This window comes from Candidatus Leptofilum sp. (genome assembly GCF_965223285.1).
GTDB lineage: Bacteria > Chloroflexota > Anaerolineae > Promineifilales > Promineifilaceae > Leptofilum.
Genome location: NZ_OZ244997.1, coordinates 1,451,560 through 1,467,438 on the forward strand (window position 1 = coordinate 1,451,560; position 15,879 = coordinate 1,467,438).

The 15,879-nt window shown below is 53.2% G+C and carries 14 protein-coding genes; 12 read left to right on the top strand and 2 right to left on the bottom strand.

Going from position 1 to position 15,879, the window contains the following annotated elements; translation table 11 throughout:
• Positions 1-84: 84 nt before the first annotated feature.
• On the top strand, positions 85-2,262 hold the full coding sequence (locus ACOQPU_RS06750; protein ID WP_420644361.1) for a S9 family peptidase: 2,178 nt from the start codon (positions 85-87) through the stop codon (positions 2,260-2,262).
• Between the two features lie 41 nt (positions 2,263-2,303).
• On the opposite strand, the gene ACOQPU_RS06755 is transcribed toward ACOQPU_RS06750, so the two are convergent.
• Positions 2,304-3,335, bottom strand: a complete 1,032-nt coding sequence (locus ACOQPU_RS06755; protein ID WP_420644362.1) for an FkbM family methyltransferase — start codon at positions 3,333-3,335, stop codon at positions 2,304-2,306.
• Between the two features lie 178 nt (positions 3,336-3,513).
• On the opposite strand from ACOQPU_RS06755, the gene ACOQPU_RS06760 reads away from it, so the two are divergent.
• Positions 3,514-3,864 (top strand): RNA recognition motif domain-containing protein, encoded by a 351-nt coding sequence (locus ACOQPU_RS06760; RefSeq protein WP_420644363.1) that lies wholly within the window; start codon positions 3,514-3,516, stop codon positions 3,862-3,864.
• Positions 3,865-3,919: 55 nt separating this feature from the next.
• On the opposite strand, the gene meaB is transcribed toward ACOQPU_RS06760, so the two are convergent.
• Entirely contained in the window at positions 3,920-4,912 is a 993-nt protein-coding gene (gene meaB, locus ACOQPU_RS06765; RefSeq protein ID WP_420645816.1) for a methylmalonyl Co-A mutase-associated GTPase MeaB, read from the bottom strand.
• A gap of 130 nt (positions 4,913-5,042) precedes the next feature.
• Between meaB and ACOQPU_RS06770 the strand changes: the two genes are divergently transcribed.
• The 10 genes from ACOQPU_RS06770 (at position 5,043) to ACOQPU_RS06815 (ending at position 15,871) form a co-directional block, all read left to right on the top strand.
• Positions 5,043-6,563 carry a trimethylamine methyltransferase family protein gene (locus ACOQPU_RS06770; protein ID WP_420644364.1) on the top strand — a complete coding sequence of 507 codons (1,521 nt, stop codon included), beginning with the start codon at positions 5,043-5,045 and terminating at the stop codon, positions 6,561-6,563.
• Between the two features lie 149 nt (positions 6,564-6,712).
• Positions 6,713-6,868: a hypothetical protein gene (locus ACOQPU_RS06775; RefSeq protein WP_420644365.1), complete on the top strand. Its 156-nt coding sequence runs from the start codon at positions 6,713-6,715 to the stop codon at positions 6,866-6,868.
• A gap of 108 nt (positions 6,869-6,976) precedes the next feature.
• On the top strand, positions 6,977-7,495 hold the full coding sequence (locus tag ACOQPU_RS06780; RefSeq protein ID WP_420644366.1) for a cytochrome C oxidase subunit II: 519 nt from the start codon (positions 6,977-6,979) through the stop codon (positions 7,493-7,495).
• Between the two features lie 14 nt (positions 7,496-7,509).
• A complete protein-coding gene (locus ACOQPU_RS06785; RefSeq protein WP_420644367.1) occupies positions 7,510-9,240 on the top strand; it encodes a cbb3-type cytochrome c oxidase subunit I in 1,731 nt (576 codons plus the stop codon).
• A 73-nt stretch (positions 9,241-9,313) separates the two neighbouring features.
• On the top strand, positions 9,314-10,066 hold the full coding sequence (locus tag ACOQPU_RS06790) for a sulfite exporter TauE/SafE family protein (RefSeq protein WP_420644368.1): 753 nt from the start codon (positions 9,314-9,316) through the stop codon (positions 10,064-10,066).
• On the top strand, positions 10,060-12,477 hold the full coding sequence (locus tag ACOQPU_RS06795) for a heavy metal translocating P-type ATPase (RefSeq protein WP_420644369.1): 2,418 nt from the start codon (positions 10,060-10,062) through the stop codon (positions 12,475-12,477). The genes ACOQPU_RS06790 and ACOQPU_RS06795 overlap by 7 nt, the downstream gene beginning before the upstream one ends.
• On the top strand, positions 12,470-14,635 hold the full coding sequence (locus ACOQPU_RS06800; protein WP_420644370.1) for a 4Fe-4S dicluster domain-containing protein: 2,166 nt from the start codon (positions 12,470-12,472) through the stop codon (positions 14,633-14,635). The genes ACOQPU_RS06795 and ACOQPU_RS06800 overlap by 8 nt, the downstream gene beginning before the upstream one ends.
• A gap of 8 nt (positions 14,636-14,643) precedes the next feature.
• Positions 14,644-14,853: a DUF3565 domain-containing protein gene (locus ACOQPU_RS06805; RefSeq protein WP_420644371.1), complete on the top strand. Its 210-nt coding sequence runs from the start codon at positions 14,644-14,646 to the stop codon at positions 14,851-14,853.
• A gap of 31 nt (positions 14,854-14,884) precedes the next feature.
• A complete protein-coding gene (locus ACOQPU_RS06810) occupies positions 14,885-15,583 on the top strand; it encodes a Crp/Fnr family transcriptional regulator (protein WP_420644372.1) in 699 nt (232 codons plus the stop codon).
• 63 nt (positions 15,584-15,646) lie between these two features.
• Positions 15,647-15,871: a DUF1858 domain-containing protein gene (locus tag ACOQPU_RS06815; RefSeq protein WP_420644373.1), complete on the top strand. Its 225-nt coding sequence runs from the start codon at positions 15,647-15,649 to the stop codon at positions 15,869-15,871.
• Positions 15,872-15,879: the final 8 nt, after the last annotated feature.

Here is a 15,879-nt window from a genome sequence, read left to right on the forward strand (position 1 = left end):
ACTCAGTTCAACAGAGTCCGATTCTGTTTTTATTTTGCTTCTTCGTTACAATTCACCAAAATCAGAGGTCCACGAGGAGCAAAAATGAGCCTATCCCCCAACCCAAACATTGAATTGAATGATCTGGTGCAATTTCCCTTACCCGGTATGAATGTGCCAGGAGCCTTGCGCTTTAGCCCAGACGGCCGTTTCCTCACTTATCTGTTTAGCCCCGACGGTGGAATGGTGCGGCAACTTTATCGGTATGATTTGGCGGACGGCACATCACGCTTGCTTATTGCCCCAACGGCACAAAGCGGCAGCGAAGAGAACTTGTCGCTGGAAGAAAAGCTGCGTCGAGAGCGGCTGCGCCAGCGTGAATTAGGCATTACGCGTTACGAATGGTCAGTGAAGACAGGCCAAATGCTCATTCCGCAGCCAGACGGGCTGTATCTTTTTGTGGCAGAAGGCGAACCATTACGGCCGTTACTTACCAATCCCGCCAAGCCTATTCAAGACGCTCATTTTTCGCCAGACGGTCAGTGGGTTTCTTTCGTGCAAGATGCAGAGCTTCATGTGATGCCGACCGCTGGCGGGGAACCGCAGCAAATAACACGTGGAGCGCGCGGCACTGGCAAAACCAATGGCCTTGCCGAATACATTGCGCAGGAAGAGCTGGCGCGGCGACGTGGCTACTGGTGGTCGCCGGATAGCCAAAAGCTCGCTTTTGTAGAGGTTGATGAGACGCATATTCCTGTTTACCGGGTTATGCACCTGGGCAAGGATGCCGTTGGCGAAGGGGCACAAGAGGACCATCGCTACCCGTTTGCAGGGATGCCAAATGCGAAGGTGCGCCTGGGCGTTGTAGGTAGAGCCGGAGGTGACGTGCAGTGGCTGGATTTGGGTGACGATGATGATATTTATCTGGCGCGGGTGAAATGGCTGCCAAACGGCCGCTTGGCTGCCCAAGTTCTAAACCGTGAGCAAAGCCAGCTCGATTTGCTGGAATTTGACCTGGAAACGGGCCAGACGCGACGCTTGCTGCGAGAAATCAGCGATGTGTGGATCAATCTGCACCATATGTTTCGTCCATTGAAACAGTTGCCGGGAAATGGGGAAAGCGGCTTTATTTGGGCATCTGAACGAACGGGGTTCCAGCATTTGTATTTGTATGATGCGGATGGACGGGAAATACGGCCGTTAACTCAGGGTAATTGGCAAGTAGACAGCGTGGCTGGCGTGGATGCGAAGAATAATTTTGTCTATTTCATGGCCGCGAAAGAATCGCCCACTGAGAGCCACCTATACCGGGTTTCATTGTTGGGCGATGAGCCGCAGCGGCTGACGCCAGAACCAGGAATGCACAGCGTGGTGCTAGATGTAAAGCGCAACCAGTTTGTGGACGTGCAGCAAGCGAGTGAGCAGCCACCCTCAATTGTTTTGCGTTCGTTGGCAGACGGCCGTTCCCTCAACACCATTTTCAATCAACCAGATGAACGCATCGTACAGCTTAGGCTACCCACGCCAGAAATTGTTACATTGCAAAATCGTGAAGGGGTATTGCTGTACGGAGCCATCTACCACCCACCCGCCAGCTTTGGCGAAGGGCCACACCCAACTATTGTGAGCGTTTACGGTGGGCCGCATGCCCAGCGGGTGACCAATAACTGGTTCCTGGCGGTAGATATGCGGGCGCAATATTTAGCCAGCCAGGGGTTTCTGGTTTTCAAGCTAGACAATCAGGGCAGTGCCAGGCGTGGGTTGGCGTTTGAAGCACCCATCAAGCACAACATGGGCAGCATAGAAGTAACCGACCAGGCAGACGGCGTGCGCTGGCTTGTAGCTCAAGGATTGGCTGCTCCAAAGCGCGTAGGCATTTATGGCTGGAGTTATGGCGGTTACATGGCGGCAATGTGCCTGGCCAAAGCAGCCGACACGTTTCAGGTAGCGGTAGCTGGTGCCCCCGTCACCCATTGGGATGGGTACGACACGGGCTACACGGAGCGGTATATGGGCTTGCCGCAACAAAATGCAGACGAATATGAGGTTAGCAGCGTGATGCACCATCTGGATAAAATTGAAGGGAAGCTGCTGCTGGTGCATGGCCTTATTGATGAAAATGTGCATTTTCGCCACACTGCACGTCTTGTCAATGGCCTGATTGCCGCGCGCAAGCGGTATGACTTGCTGCTGTTCCCAGATGAGCGACACATGCCACGCAAGGCAGACGGCCGTCTCTATATGGAAGAGCAAATTGCCAGCTACTTTAAGGAAAACCTATGATTAACACGCTTATTATTCCAGGGGTTTGCCTCGTGAGGGCATTACTTTTGCAGTAGCAGGTTGATAACGCCCATATTTTGCATGAGCTGTTCGGTTAAGGCGCGTAGGTGGTCTGGCTGATGGGTGAGGTTGGTTAAACGGCCGTCCTGCTCAATCGCTTCCACCTGTGCAAAGCCAAACGACTGGACTTCTCGCAGCGCAGCAACCGGATTGTGCCCAAAGGCTGTTAATGCTTGCGGGTTGTATTCCATTACCAGCTTTAGGTTGGGGGAGTTGGCGATGGTGCGTTGCATGCCGCGCAAGGCACCAATTTCTGCTCCTTCAATATCCATCTTTACCAAATCAACCTGTTCTACCTTTTGTGCAGCCAAAAAATCATCTACTGGCATGGTACGAACGGTGAAGGTTTGGGCATCAAACCGTTGTGCTATACGGGGGGCGATATCTGTTTCGTGGGTTTGGGCTTTTTGCAGTGCTGCCATTGATTCATCATAATGCAGCGAGCCGCTGGCAGACATCATCAGGTAGTCGTGCAGCTCGGCCGTTCCTTCTTGCTCCGCCAGGGCCAGGTTAACGGCCGTTACCTGCGGCAGGTGTTCCACATTGTGTTGCAGGGTGGCAAAGGTGCGAGGATGCGGTTCAAAGGCGAAGATACGGCCATTTTCGCCTAAAACTTTCGCGTAGCGATGTGAATAATACCCCACATGCGCTCCAATATCTAGCATCGTCAGGCCAGGGGCAGCCAGCTGGTCTAGCAAGGCAATGGTTTCCACTTCATGCCGATTGGTGAGTAACTCCAGCCGAAACCAAAACGGATCATCCGGCATCGTGCGGAAGTTTCTCGTTTTCTCTAAAAATGGGATCGCACCGTGGGTCATTAGCCAATGCGTCGCCACGTGTGCCGAATGAAATCGTTTGATTGTTTTGCGGTAGAGTTGCAGGCTCAGATCTGTAATGCTCATGCCACCACTTTTACCAGAAAACAGGTTTGCAAGCGAATTTTGCATCTTCTGCAAATGGGGCTTGACGAGCTGCTGGACAAAGCTGATAAACAGGGGATAATCTTGCTTCAATATCAAATATCCATGCGTGCCAGGTTCCTGTGTTACAGAGTGGAAATATGTAAATCACAAAGAGGATTTCTGCTAAAATGAGTCGCTACATTGTGATTTACACAAGCAAAAGCGGGAGAAATTGCTTTGCTTATTTCAAATAACTACCCCGCTTTTGCACAGTATAGGAGACAAACCTTTGTCCAAGAAAATTTATGTAGGAAATTTGCCGTTTTCGGCAAGAGAAGATGAAGTACAAGATCTGTTTGCGCCGTTTGGCACTGTGGAATCGTTGGCAATGATTAATGACCGGGACACAGGCCGTTTTCGTGGCTTTTGTTTTGTAGAGATGGCAGATGCTGAGGCAGAAGCAGCTATTGAAGCATTAGATGGACACGATTTTGAAGGCCGTGCTTTGCGTGTAAACGAAGCACGACCCCGTGAAGATCGTGGTGGCGGTGGCCGACGCGGCGGCGGTGGCTATCGTGGTGGTGGTAACAGAGGCGGCAATCGCCGGGATAATTCTGGCGGTGGTCGCGGCTGGGGCTAGATTAATTAGCACAATTGCATATAAGATAAAGGTCAGGCTAATGGTCTGGCCTTTTTTACTTTTCGGGGGTTGTTTTGTAGATTTGCAGCAGCTGTAGAGCGGCGGCGGTAGGGGGAAGTGTGCCTTGGCGAACGGCCGTTTCTAACCCTGGTAGAGCTGCCTGTACTGCCGAATGATCATAAAAGTTTTGCTTGAGCTGTTCCACAATAACCGTATGCAGCCACGCTTGCATTTGCGCCTCTCGTCGCGCTTGTAAAGTGCCAGCCTCTGTCATTTTTTCTTGGAAAGTTTCAATCACCGACCAAATTTTGTCGATGCCGGTACCGTCAAGCGCAGACCCGGTGTAGGCGCGGGGTCGCCAGCCTTCGGTAGCCGGGGTGAGGTAATGCAACGCCCGATTGTATTCAGTCCGCGCAGCCTTGGCGCGTACCTTGTTTTCGCCGTCTGCCTTGTTGATCAATATGGCGTCGGCAATCTCCACCACGCCTTTTTTGATGCCTTGCAGTTCATCCCCGGCCCCCGGCACCAGCAGCAGCAAAAAAAAGTCCACCATCGAGCGCACGGTGATTTCGCTTTGTCCCGTGCCGACCGTTTCCACCAAAATCACGTCGTAACCTGCCGCTTCGCACACCAGCATCGATTCCCGCGTTTTACGGGCCACGCCGCCCAACATGCCGCCTGTGGGCGACGGCCGCACAAACGCATTCTTCTCCCGCGTCAACATCTCCATGCGGGTTTTGTCCCCTAAAATGGAGCCTCTGCTGATCGAACTGGTGGGATCTACAGCCAATACTGCGATGCGATGTCCTAATTGGGTGAGCTTCAAACCCAGGGTTTCTATAAAGGTAGATTTGCCAGCTCCCGGCACCCCGGTAATGCCCACGCGGATGGAGCCTCCAGTGTGAGGTAGCAGCTGCGTCAGCACTTGTTGGGCTAATTCAAAATGACGTCGGGCGTTGCTTTCTACCAGCGTAATGGTGCGGGCCAGCAGAACGCGGTCGCCAGCCAACACGCCCTGAACGTAATCGTCGCTGCTTAAATTTTTCATGCGGTAATGGTAGCGGAAACGGCCGTTCCTGCACAGAAACGAGCATCCTTCACACGTTATTTCGACCAAAGGCAGAAATCCCTCTAAACTTGCCACACTTTAAGCTGAGTAAGCGTCCTGGAGAGGTTTTATGCGCCCGAGTTTGAATATTGTTTCCCCTGAACTGATCACCCAGATTTTGGATGAAGCCAAGCGCATTTTAAGCGAGATTGGTATCGAAGTGCGCGGCCAGGCATTACGCCAGCGACTTCTGGATTACGGCCTAAAGCTGGATCCCACCGGAGAGCGCGTGCTGTTTTCGGCAGATGTGGTTGAGTGGGCAATTGAGGTTGCTCCTTCCTCATTTACCTTGTATGACAGGGCGGGATTACCCCATGCGGAGCTGGGTGGCGATAAGGTACATTTTGTGCCGGGCTCAAGCGGTCTGCACGTGCTAGATCATCGCACGGGGCAGACGCGCTTGGCCAACACAGCCGATTTTACAGAATACGTCCGTCTGGCTGACGGGCTTGAGCATATTGCTTACCTGGCCACTGCTTTTTCAACCAATGATGACATTGAAGCGGCCGTTTCAGATGCGTGGCGGCTCTATTTGTGCCTGACCAACTCGCACAAGCCGGTGGTTTCTGGTGCATTTACGGAACATGGCGTGCCGCGCATGGCGGAGATGATGACCCTCTTCCGGCAAGATCGAACCGATTTGATCGCCCGCCCGCTGTCGATTTTCACCATCACGGCCACGGGCAACTTTCGCTACAGCGAGGATTCCTGCCAAAACCTGCTGGATTGCGTTGAATGGGGCATCCCAATTGAGATTGTACCCGTGACGCTGATGGGGCTGATTGCCCCGGTGACACCGGTTGGGGCGGCGGTTTTCCATACGGCCGATGTGCTGGCGGGATTGACGATGGCCCAAATTGTGCGGCCCGGCGCGCCGGTGCTGTTTGGCGGCGCGCCTGCTACGTTTCATATGAAAGCGGCCACTTCGCCAATGGCTGCAATCGAGGCTTTGCATTTGGACGTGGCGTATACGGCCGTTGCCAAGCACCTCAATCTGCCCACCCAAGCGTACATGGCCTTGAGCGATGGTAAATTCTTAGATGCCCAGGCTGGGGCAGAAACATTTGCTGGGGCTTTGCTGGCAGCGTTAGCAGGTATCAACTCTGTGTCTGGGCCAGGGATGCTGGACTATGTGCTGGTGTTTAGCCTGGAAAAGCTGGTGGTGGATAATGATTTATGCGGTCAGGCACTCCATTTTGTGCAAGAGATGAAGGTAAAGCAGGATTTGCCGACGATTGATTTAGCCCGCCAGCTTTTAGCAGAGCAGCACCTCATTACCGCAGACCACACGTTGGCGCATTGGCCACAATCGCTCTACTTGCCCGATGGCGTGATTGATCGGCAAAATCGAGAAAGCTGGCAAAAAGCTGGCTCACTTACCTTGGCGGAACGGGCGAAAACGGCCGTAAACCAACGCCTCGCCAATTACATCCCCATCCACACAGACACTCGCCTCGATGCTGAACTGCGCCGCCTCATCCAAAGCGGCATGGAAACAGACAAACCCCTACCCATCGTACCTAAACATGATGCCAGGGAAACGTCCGTCACCTTCACCCCTCGCACCCGCCGCCGTCGTTTTCGCCGCTAAAAAAGCACTAACCTCTAATCTCCAATCTCTCCTAAATAACCCCTGTTTGCATAAATGCAAAGAAGCGGACGGCCGTATCCTTTATCATTCTTCAACATTCACAATTTGCGCCCTACAAATTGTGTCCCCACAAATTGGAGGTAAAGGATATGGAAGAGAATCAAGATTTTCCTCAGGAGCAGCCAGAAGAAGAAATCCCCACTGGGCAAATTTGGTTTGACAAAATCTTTTTGCTGCTGGCACTTTCAATTGCCATTACAGGATTAATCTACAACGCCTGGGGTCTTTGGGAACTGTTCCGCTGACGCCCCACTATCACTTTTGTGACATCAGAAATTGGTTGCTGGTTGTTAGAGGCTCGTACCAGCCACTAACCCCTATCCACTAACCGCTTTTCCAAAGGAGGAAAAATTATGCTTGCCCCTGAGCGAAACTGGTGGACACCCCTCCACCGCTATGAAAAAAGCTGGGTCATTGTGGCGTTCTTCTGGTGTATTTTATTAACCGCCATGATGCCGATTTGGTATTTTTACGGCCGTCAAAACGTTCCCGCCGAAACCTTAAGCACCACCCCAGAAGCCTTTGAAGAAAAAGTTCAAGAAATGGTTGCCCAATATGAGATTGGCACCGAAAACGGCCTCCCGGTTGTCGCGCCGCCGCCCGGCAGCGATGTTTACCTGTTGGCTCGGCAGTGGCAATGGTATCCCGTTTTACAGTTAGAAGAAGGCGAAACTTACCGGCTGCATCTCTCTTCGTTAGATGTGCAGCATGGATTTTCTTTGCAGCCGGTTAATCTGAATTTGCAAATTTTGCCGGGCTATGACTACATTGCCACGCTAACCCCCACCCAAACCGGCGAATTTTCAATCATTTGCAACGAATTTTGCGCCATCGGACATCATCTGATGGTCGGCAAAATCATCGTGAAGTAGAGGAGGAGATTATCATGGCGACTATTGCAGTTCCCCAACCGCAGGATGACACAAAATTTCGCACCTGTCCTGTTACCGCCCTTAAAGTTGATTTAGCAGCCGAAAAATTAATTATTGCCAATGCGGTAGCGGCCGTCGTCTTTTTGGCAATTGGTGGCTTATTTGCCTTACTTCTGGCGCTTACCCGCTGGCAAGCCATCCACCTGCTGAATCCCGTTTGGTTCTACCGCATCTTAACAGCCCACGGCTTTGATATGCTCGTTTGCTGGATTGTCTTTTTTGAGATTGCTGGCCTTTACTTTGGCAGTGCCGTCATGCTCAACGCCCGTTTGGTAATGCCCAAAGTTGGCTGGGCCGCTTTCATTCTTATGGCAGGCGGCGCAGTTTTAACCAACATCATGGTGTTGCTGGGCGAAGCAGACGTGATGTTCACCGCCTATGTGCCGCTAAAAGCGCATCCCCTCTTTTATTTAGGTATTGTGCTTTTTGCTGTCGGCGCATTAATTGCCGTCATTCTCTTCTTTGCGACGGTTGTGACTGCTAAACGAGAACGGCGGTATGAAGGTTCGGCACCACTGGTTACTTACGGACTCATTGCTGCCGCCATCATTGCCGTTTATACATTGCTGGCTGGCGCGTTGGCATTTGTTCCAGCATTGCTATGGTCGCTGGATTGGATTCCAGCATTAGATCCTGGTTACTACCGCAACCTGTTTTGGGGCTTTGGCCATCCAGCGCAGCAAATTAACCTGGCGGCGATGGTGGCCATTTGGTATGCACTGGCAGCCATTACCGTTGGTGCCGTGCCGCTGAATGAAAAGCTGTCGCGGGCGGCGTTTATTCTTTACGTGTTGTTCATCAATTTGGGATCTGCTCACCATTTGCTGACCGACCCTGGTTACAGCTTCATCTGGAAGGTAACGAACACCTCCTACGCGATGTATTTGGCCGTTTTGGGTAGCTTGATTCATGCTTTTTCCATTCCTGGAGCTGTTGAAGCAGCCCAGCGGCGCAAAGGATATACCAAGAGCCTGTTTGAATGGCTACGCAAAGCACCCTGGCGAGAACCGGGCTTCTCCGCTTTGGTCATTTCCATGGTGTTGTTTGGTTGGATTGGTGGCGTTACGGGCGTGACGATTGGCACGGAGCAGGTCAATATGCTGGCGCACAATACCATGCGGCTGCCGGGTCATTTCCATGCAACCGTCGTCTCAGGCACCACGCTGGCCTTCATGGGGCTTACTTATTACCTCATTCCGCTCATTTTCCGCCGTGAACTGAAGTTAAAGAGCTGGGCATCTCGCCAGCCCTATGTGTTTGGCTTTGGGATGCTGCTGGTTTCCATTGGCATGATTGCCAGTGGCTTGCAGGGTGTGCCGCGCCGTCATTGGGACATTACCTTTGCTTCGTCAACGTTTAAGGCGTTTATCCCCAGTACGGCCGAATTTATGCTCGGCATCATGGGCATTGGCGCGATTATTGCTATCGTCGGCGGCATCATGTACATCACAGTTGTTCTAGTTTCCATCCTGACAGGTAAACGACAGGAAGCCCGCCGCCTGACGCTGGTGATGAGCCAGGAAAATCCGCTGGTGGATGATGCAATTCCTGCCAATGGGCAAGAAGCTACGGGCAAAATTGCGCCGAAGGGGACTGTGGTTTTGGTCTTTGCTTTCCTGATGTTTTTCGTCATCTACTACTTCAGTAACTGGTGGTTACTGGGTCGTACCTGGATGATTAGTTAAGGTAATTGGGTAACTGCGTAATTGCGAATTGGTAATTACCAGTTACCTCCACTCCCACTTCCGTTGGTGAAAGATGATTGCCGCTTTTGTGCTTGGATTAACTGGTAGTTTAGGTCATTGCGCCACGATGTGCGGTGGGGTAACTGTGCTGTTGGCGCGTCGCGGGGTGACCCAGGGCTGGCATTGGGCATTGGTGCAGCTTGGCCGTGTGTTTAGCTATGCTATTTTGGGTTCGTTTGCTGGCTGGCTTGGCCAGGGATTGATGCCTGAAATGGAGATGGCAGATGCGCATGGTTCGCACGGAGCAATACCTGTTTTGTCTGGGTTTGGTATTTGGCAGGGTGGTTTGGCTTTGCTTACGGCCGTTCTTGCATTTTATATGGCTCTGGCGATGTTGGGAACCGTGCCGTCGCCAGAGCTGCTGCTGGTTCAGATTACGCACCGGTGGGGTAGGCTGATGCGTCGGTTGACGATTCAGCCCCGGCGGTCAACGGTGCAGGCCGGGCCGTTGACCGCTTTTGGATTGGGCATGGCTTGGGGCTTGTTGCCCTGCGGACTGGTGCTGGCTGCCTTACTAGCGGCAGCCGTGGCTGGTTCGCCGCTTCTGGGTGGGGCGACGATGTTACTCTTTGGGGTTGGTACCTGGCCTTTGACCTGGGGGATAAGATTATTATCAAGACGGCCGAATTGGCAAACGGCCGTGCCGCGATTGCGCGTTATTGGGGCGATTGCGGTGGTTTTATTTGGGGTACAGATGAGCCTGCGTGGCTTGGCAATGTGGGGCTGGGTGAGCCATCTTCACGTAGGTAACGTGATGCTATGGTAAGTGAAGTGGTTGCCTGCGATTTGTGTGGTTTGCCTGCTTGGCACCCAATTGCGGGAAAGAGCGGGGGGACTTTTTGCTGCCCATCTTGCCATGAGGTGAGCAATTTGCTGCGTGAGGCAGAAGTTGTTGATGAGGTAACTGGTTCTTCCTTTGTAAATGAGGGGGGTGGGGTGGAAACGGCCGTATTCTCGCTGGGTGGTTTGTGGTGCCCCTCTTGTGCCTGGCTCATTCGGGAGCGTCTCAGCCGCACCCCTGGCGTTGCTGAAGCCGAGGTGAGCTTTTTGCAGCGCGAAGCGCGCGTTTGTTACGATCCAGAGCGCGTCAGGCAAAAGCGCATCATGCGGCGGGTGCGGCAGCTGGGGTACAACGCCTGGCCAGAGGGCAAGTCAGCCAAGGATGAAGAAGAAGCGCATTGGAATCGGCTGCTGATCAGCGGTGTGTTAACCATGCACATTATGCTGTTGAGCTTCATGATTTACTTTCGCCAGTGGACGGGCCGCGCTTCTGTGGAGACTGAATGGCTGGTCCACATCTTCGAAATCATGATTCTGTTTATGAGCGTGCCAACGGTCCTCATTTTAGGGCTGCCCATCTTGCGGGCGGGATTGGCTGGCTTGCTGCGGGGGCAGCCCAATACGCATACGCTCATTGCTGTTGGGGCATTTTCAGCATTTGGCTTGTCGCTGCGAAACTTTTTGGTGGGTCAGGGTGACATCTATTTTGATACGGCCGCTGTGTTGCTCTTTTTGGTGGCCATTGGGCGATGGCTGGAGATGCGGGCGCATAAAGTGAGCAGCCGGGCGGTTGAACAGCTTTGGCAGCGAATGCCGCCACAGGCAACCTGGCTTACTGCGGATGGCGAACAGCAGATTGCTGCGGATGCCGTTCCGCCCGGTGCCCGGCTGCTGGTGCGCCCTGGTGAACGGTTCCCGGTAGATGGCATTGTGGCCGTGGGCCAGGGGGATGTGGATGAAAGTTTGCTGACGGGCGAGCCAGAAGCGGTTTGTCGCCGCAGGGGGGCTCGGGTGTTGGCCGGCACCATCAACCTGGATGGCTCATTTGAGGTGATTGCCTCCGCCACTGGCACATCCACCATGATGGGGCAGATTGGCCATCTGCTGCACCAGGCGTTGTGGCAGCGGTCGCCCGTGGAGCGATTGGCAGACAGGGTGGCGGCCTGGATGACGCCAACGGCCGTTTTGCTGGCAACAATCACCTTTATTTACTGGTCGAACCAGGCTGGCTTTGAAGTGGCGCTCATTTATTCCCTGTCTGTTTTGCTGATTGCTTGTCCCTGTGCCTTGGGCATTGCCACGCCGCTGTCACTCTGGCTCAGCTTGGGGCGGGCCACGGAGTTAGGCATCATCTTGCACCAGACGGGCGTGCTGGAGCAGTTGGCGCAGGTGAACCAGGTCTTTCTGGACAAGACGGGGACGCTCACGCAACGGCCGTTGCGCGTGCAGACCATCGCCACAGAACAGCTACCGGAAGCGCAGTTTATGGCCTGGGTAACGGCCGTTGAAGCCAATTCAGAACATCCAGTGGCTCAAGCTATCGTTGCGGACGTTCCACTCAAAAACAGATCACTTAGGATTGAAAATTTCCGTGCCTTGCCGGGTGAAGGTGTTACGGCACTGGTAGATGATCTGCCTGCTTGGGTTGGCAGCTATGGCTTAATGAAGGCTGTGAACCTTTCGCTATCGGCGCAGTTGGCAGATGTGGTGCGACGGTATCATTTGCAAGGGTTGCGGGTGATTTATGCGGGCTGGGCTGGCTGCGTGCAGGGTGTCATCGGCTTGGGAGAACGATTGCGCCCAGAGACGGCCGTTACCCTGCAAACCTTAACCGAGATGGGAATGCAGGTTTCTGTTCTAACAGGCGATGATGCGATTGCTGGACGGCGTTGGCAAGCGCAGCTTGGCGTGCCCGTACATGCTGCGCTGACGCCCGCTGAAAAAGTGGCTCAGCTACAATCTGCTGGGGCTGGGTCGCTTATGGTGGGGGATGGCATCAATGATGGCCCAGCTTTGGCAGCAGCTTCGGTGGGGATTGCCGTGAGCCAGGGAACTGATATTGCCCAGGAAGCTGCCGACGCCATTTTGATTCAGCAGAATTTAACGGCCGTTCCCTGGCTGCTTAAACTTTCTCGTCGGACGATGCAGATAGTGCGGCAAAATCTGGTTTGGGCCTTTATTTACAACATCGTGGGGTTGGGGCTGGCAATGACGGGGCATTTGCAGCCTGCCCTGGCCGCTTTGTTGATGGTGCTGAGCAGTGCTGTGGTGACGGGCAATGCCTTCCGGCTACGAAAATTCCCTATTGGCGCGCAGCAAATTGAATCTGCTGGGGTTGCTGATGATCTAAGCCCCTCTGTTCCAAATATCTCAACGAAAGCAATTTCACATGGCTAAACAATCTTCAATTTATCCGCGTCGTCGCTGGTTGCGAGCGATGGAACGCGTCACGGCTCGCTTTGAGGGATTGATTAATCGGTTTAGTACGGTAAATGAACGGATACGGCCGTACAATCCACTTTATCATTTAGGTACGTTGGCGATTTTCCTGCTCATTGTTCTGACAGTAACCGGCATATACCTCACCATTTTTTACCGCCCCGGCGTCGAGCGCGCTTATCCGAGCGTTGTCGGTATCTCGGCTACTTGGTTTGGCTCGCTCATGCGCACCATCCATCGCTATGCTTCAGACGGGTTGATTGTTGTCTCGATTTTGCACGCGCTCAAAACATTTTTTAGCGATCGGTTTTGGGGCAGCCGCTGGCTGGCGTGGGTCTCTGGCTGGGTGTTGGTGGTTCTATTTTGGCTCATTGGCCTGATGGGCTATTGGCTCATCTGGGATCAGCCTGCGCAATGGCTAACAGAATACTTTATTCAGCTACTGCAAGGCCCGTTTGCGTTTACATTTTATGGTGGCCAAATCGAGTCAGCTACTTTCTCGCTCTTTGTCATTGTCCTGTTTTTGCACATTTTTCTGCCGATTTTGCTCATTATCGGCATTATTATTCATTTGCTGCGGCTGGCGCGAGCCAACTATTGGGCACCTCGTTGGATCATGGTTGCTTCCCTTTTTGTACTTGTGGTGTTGTCTCTCTGGCGGCCACTGCAACTGGCGTTGCCGGCCAATATGGACGTTTTGATGCAGCAAGTGCCTTTAGATTGGTGGTACATGGGCTTTTTGCCGTTGGCGGGCAGCATGGGAGACGGGTTGTTTTGGGGAACGGCCGTACTTCTCTTCTTGCTGATTACGGCCATTCCCTGGCTACGCCCCGGCCAGCATGATGGCCCCGCCATCGTGATCGATGCAAACTGTACGGGATGCAGCGCCTGTGCCAAAGAGTGTCCGTATACGGCCATCGATATGGTCGAGCGCAACGATGAGAGTGAGTACAATTTGCTCGCCGTCGTTCGGTCCAATTTGTGCACGGGTTGTGGCATCTGTGTCGGCGCCTGCCCAGATAAAGCGATTGAATTGGATCGCCTGCATTCCAGAGTGATCCGGCAAGATTTGCAGCGTAATTTAAGTCTTGCACAAGCAGGAGGCGATCCCGCAATTGCGGTTTACGCTTGCGAGCGACACGCTGCTCTGGGTACATTGCCGCCATTGGCTGCGCCACAGCCTGTGGCCGAAGCAACGGCAACCGTCGGCGGGGCGATTCCGTTGTTGCAGGCCAAGCAGCCGCCGCGCATCAACGTGGGCAGTTGGCCAGACAGCCAGGGGCAGCCTCGCCCGGTAATTACCTGTGTGGTACCTTGCACGGGAATGCTTCACCCCAATTGGGCGGCGGAGACGATGGAAGCGGGCGGCGCAGGTGCCATTGTGGTGAGCTGCCCGGCACATGATTGTTCGCACCGTGAAGGACCCAGCTGGATCGCGCGTCGCCTTCAGCGGCGACGCACCCTGCGCAAAGGAAACGTCCATTTTTGGGAGCTGGCTCCAGGTAGCCGTCAGCAGGTGCTTTCGCTGTGGGCGCAGATGATTGGGGATGAAACGGCAGCAGCGTCTGCCAAGCAGGCGGGCACGGTTATTGGGAGTAGGACGGCCGTTGCCATGTCCTCTCGTTGGGCGCATCTGCGTCATGGTCTTGCCGGACTGCTGCTATTATTCTTCACCTTCCTGGGGGCCATTTGGCTAACACCGCTCACGTCTACGGGAGTGCAGGATTCTGGCCAAATTCGGCTGGTTATTAACCACGGTGGCCAAGTAATCGCCAATTCTGGCGAACTGTCTGCTGACATTTTGGATAAATTGCCAGAAAACGTTGACCCTGCTCAGGTGCTAGGTGGTGAACGCTTTCCCGTGCGTTTGCGTTTGCTGGTAGATGGTGCTGCCGTGATTGAAACGAGCTATGAAGCGCGGGGCCTGCGTCGGGAAGGCTCCATTTATGGCATAGAGTCTTGGCCTGTTGCCCCCGGTGCCCATGATGTGACCGTATGGCTAATGGATGATGAGATTGAATGGCGATTGGTTTTTGAAGAGTCTGTGACCGTAACAGAAAATGGTGTCGTTGGGCTGGTTTATAATGCTGAACGTGATGTTTTTGAACCAAGATAGAAACCAGAATGCAGCAAACGATTATTGGCTTTCAGAAAGATGAGGTTGGTGACTGGACGGCCGTCCTGAAATGTGGGCATAGGCAGCATGTGCGCCACAATCCGCCGCTGACAAACCGGCCTTGGGTGCTTACAGAAAGCGGCCGGCAAAAATATATAGGCTTTACGCTCAACTGCAAGCTGTGTGATGAAGTGGAAGAAGAACAGGCGGATTTCTAAAAATACCTAAAAACATGGTATGATTTTGCCTATGAAATCTGCTAAAACTCGACAAATCATCTCGCGCTGTGCCTTGATGCACAATCTGAACGATCTAACTTGCGATGTCATCATTGAGCACAGTAAGCCGCGCCTGGTTGAGAAGGGGGAATACTTTTTTCATCAGGGGGAAGATGCAACGACGATGTATATTTTGCTGTCTGGTCGAGCAAAATTGGCCCAGGTGACACAGGCGGGAAACCAGGTAATTGTAAATTATTGCCGTGCGGGTGACGGGCTTGGCATTATTGTAGCCTTGAGCCACACAGTCTATCCACTGTCGGCAGAAGCCGTAACGGCTTGCCAGGCACTCTCTTGGCAGCGGGAAATTATTGAGCAGCTGATGCTGGCACATCCGCAATTGGCTGTTAACGGGATGGGGATGATCGCCAATCGGTTTGTAAAGCTACAGGATCGCTTTCAGGATATTTCTACCCGTCGGGTAGAGCAGCGCATTGCCCGTGCCTTGCTGCGGCTGGTACGGCAATTTGGGAAGAAGGTGGCGGAAGGGGTGTTAATCGACATGCCGCTGTCCCGACAAGATTTGGCGGAAATGACAGGGACAAATCTTTACAATGTGAGCCGGATTTTGAGCGAGTGGGAGCGGGCAGAATGGGTATGCAGCCAGCGTCAGCGCATCATTTTGTGCAAGGCACATGAACTTGTGGTGTTAGCGGAAGATTTGGATTAAGAGGATTAGAGACGCGTTGTTGAGATCGCAACATTGCTTTGAATTGGATTTGGGAAAGCCATCATGAACCAAAAACCGCCTGTGACGTTAGAAAAAATAGCAGAAACGATCATTTCTGATTTACTGGAGATGTGGCCGGAAACGGCCGTACTCTTCAAGCAGCACAATATGGCCTGCGTTGGCTGTGCGGTCGCACCCTTCTACTCGGTTGATGACGCTATCTCAATTTATGGCCTGCCGCGCGAGGATTTTTTGCAAGAACTGCTCTCTTTGATTCAGAAGCAATGAGCCACAAG

Coding starts and splice junctions, on each gene's coding strand:
- ACOQPU_RS06815 (WP_420644373.1), top strand. CDS start 15,647: ATGAACCAAAAACCGCCTGTGACGTTAGAAAAAATAGCAGAAACGATC.
- ACOQPU_RS06795 (WP_420644369.1), top strand. CDS start 10,060: ATGGTAAGTGAAGTGGTTGCCTGCGATTTGTGTGGTTTGCCTGCTTGG.
- meaB (WP_420645816.1), bottom strand. CDS start 4,912: ATGAAAAATTTAAGCAGCGACGATTACGTTCAGGGCGTGTTGGCTGGC.
- ACOQPU_RS06805 (WP_420644371.1), top strand. CDS start 14,644: ATGCAGCAAACGATTATTGGCTTTCAGAAAGATGAGGTTGGTGACTGG.
- ACOQPU_RS06810 (WP_420644372.1), top strand. CDS start 14,885: ATGAAATCTGCTAAAACTCGACAAATCATCTCGCGCTGTGCCTTGATG.
- ACOQPU_RS06785 (WP_420644367.1), top strand. CDS start 7,510: ATGGCGACTATTGCAGTTCCCCAACCGCAGGATGACACAAAATTTCGC.
- ACOQPU_RS06750 (WP_420644361.1), top strand. CDS start 85: ATGAGCCTATCCCCCAACCCAAACATTGAATTGAATGATCTGGTGCAA.
- ACOQPU_RS06800 (WP_420644370.1), top strand. CDS start 12,470: ATGGCTAAACAATCTTCAATTTATCCGCGTCGTCGCTGGTTGCGAGCG.
- ACOQPU_RS06770 (WP_420644364.1), top strand. CDS start 5,043: ATGCGCCCGAGTTTGAATATTGTTTCCCCTGAACTGATCACCCAGATT.
- ACOQPU_RS06780 (WP_420644366.1), top strand. CDS start 6,977: ATGCTTGCCCCTGAGCGAAACTGGTGGACACCCCTCCACCGCTATGAA.
- ACOQPU_RS06790 (WP_420644368.1), top strand. CDS start 9,314: ATGATTGCCGCTTTTGTGCTTGGATTAACTGGTAGTTTAGGTCATTGC.
- ACOQPU_RS06775 (WP_420644365.1), top strand. CDS start 6,713: ATGGAAGAGAATCAAGATTTTCCTCAGGAGCAGCCAGAAGAAGAAATC.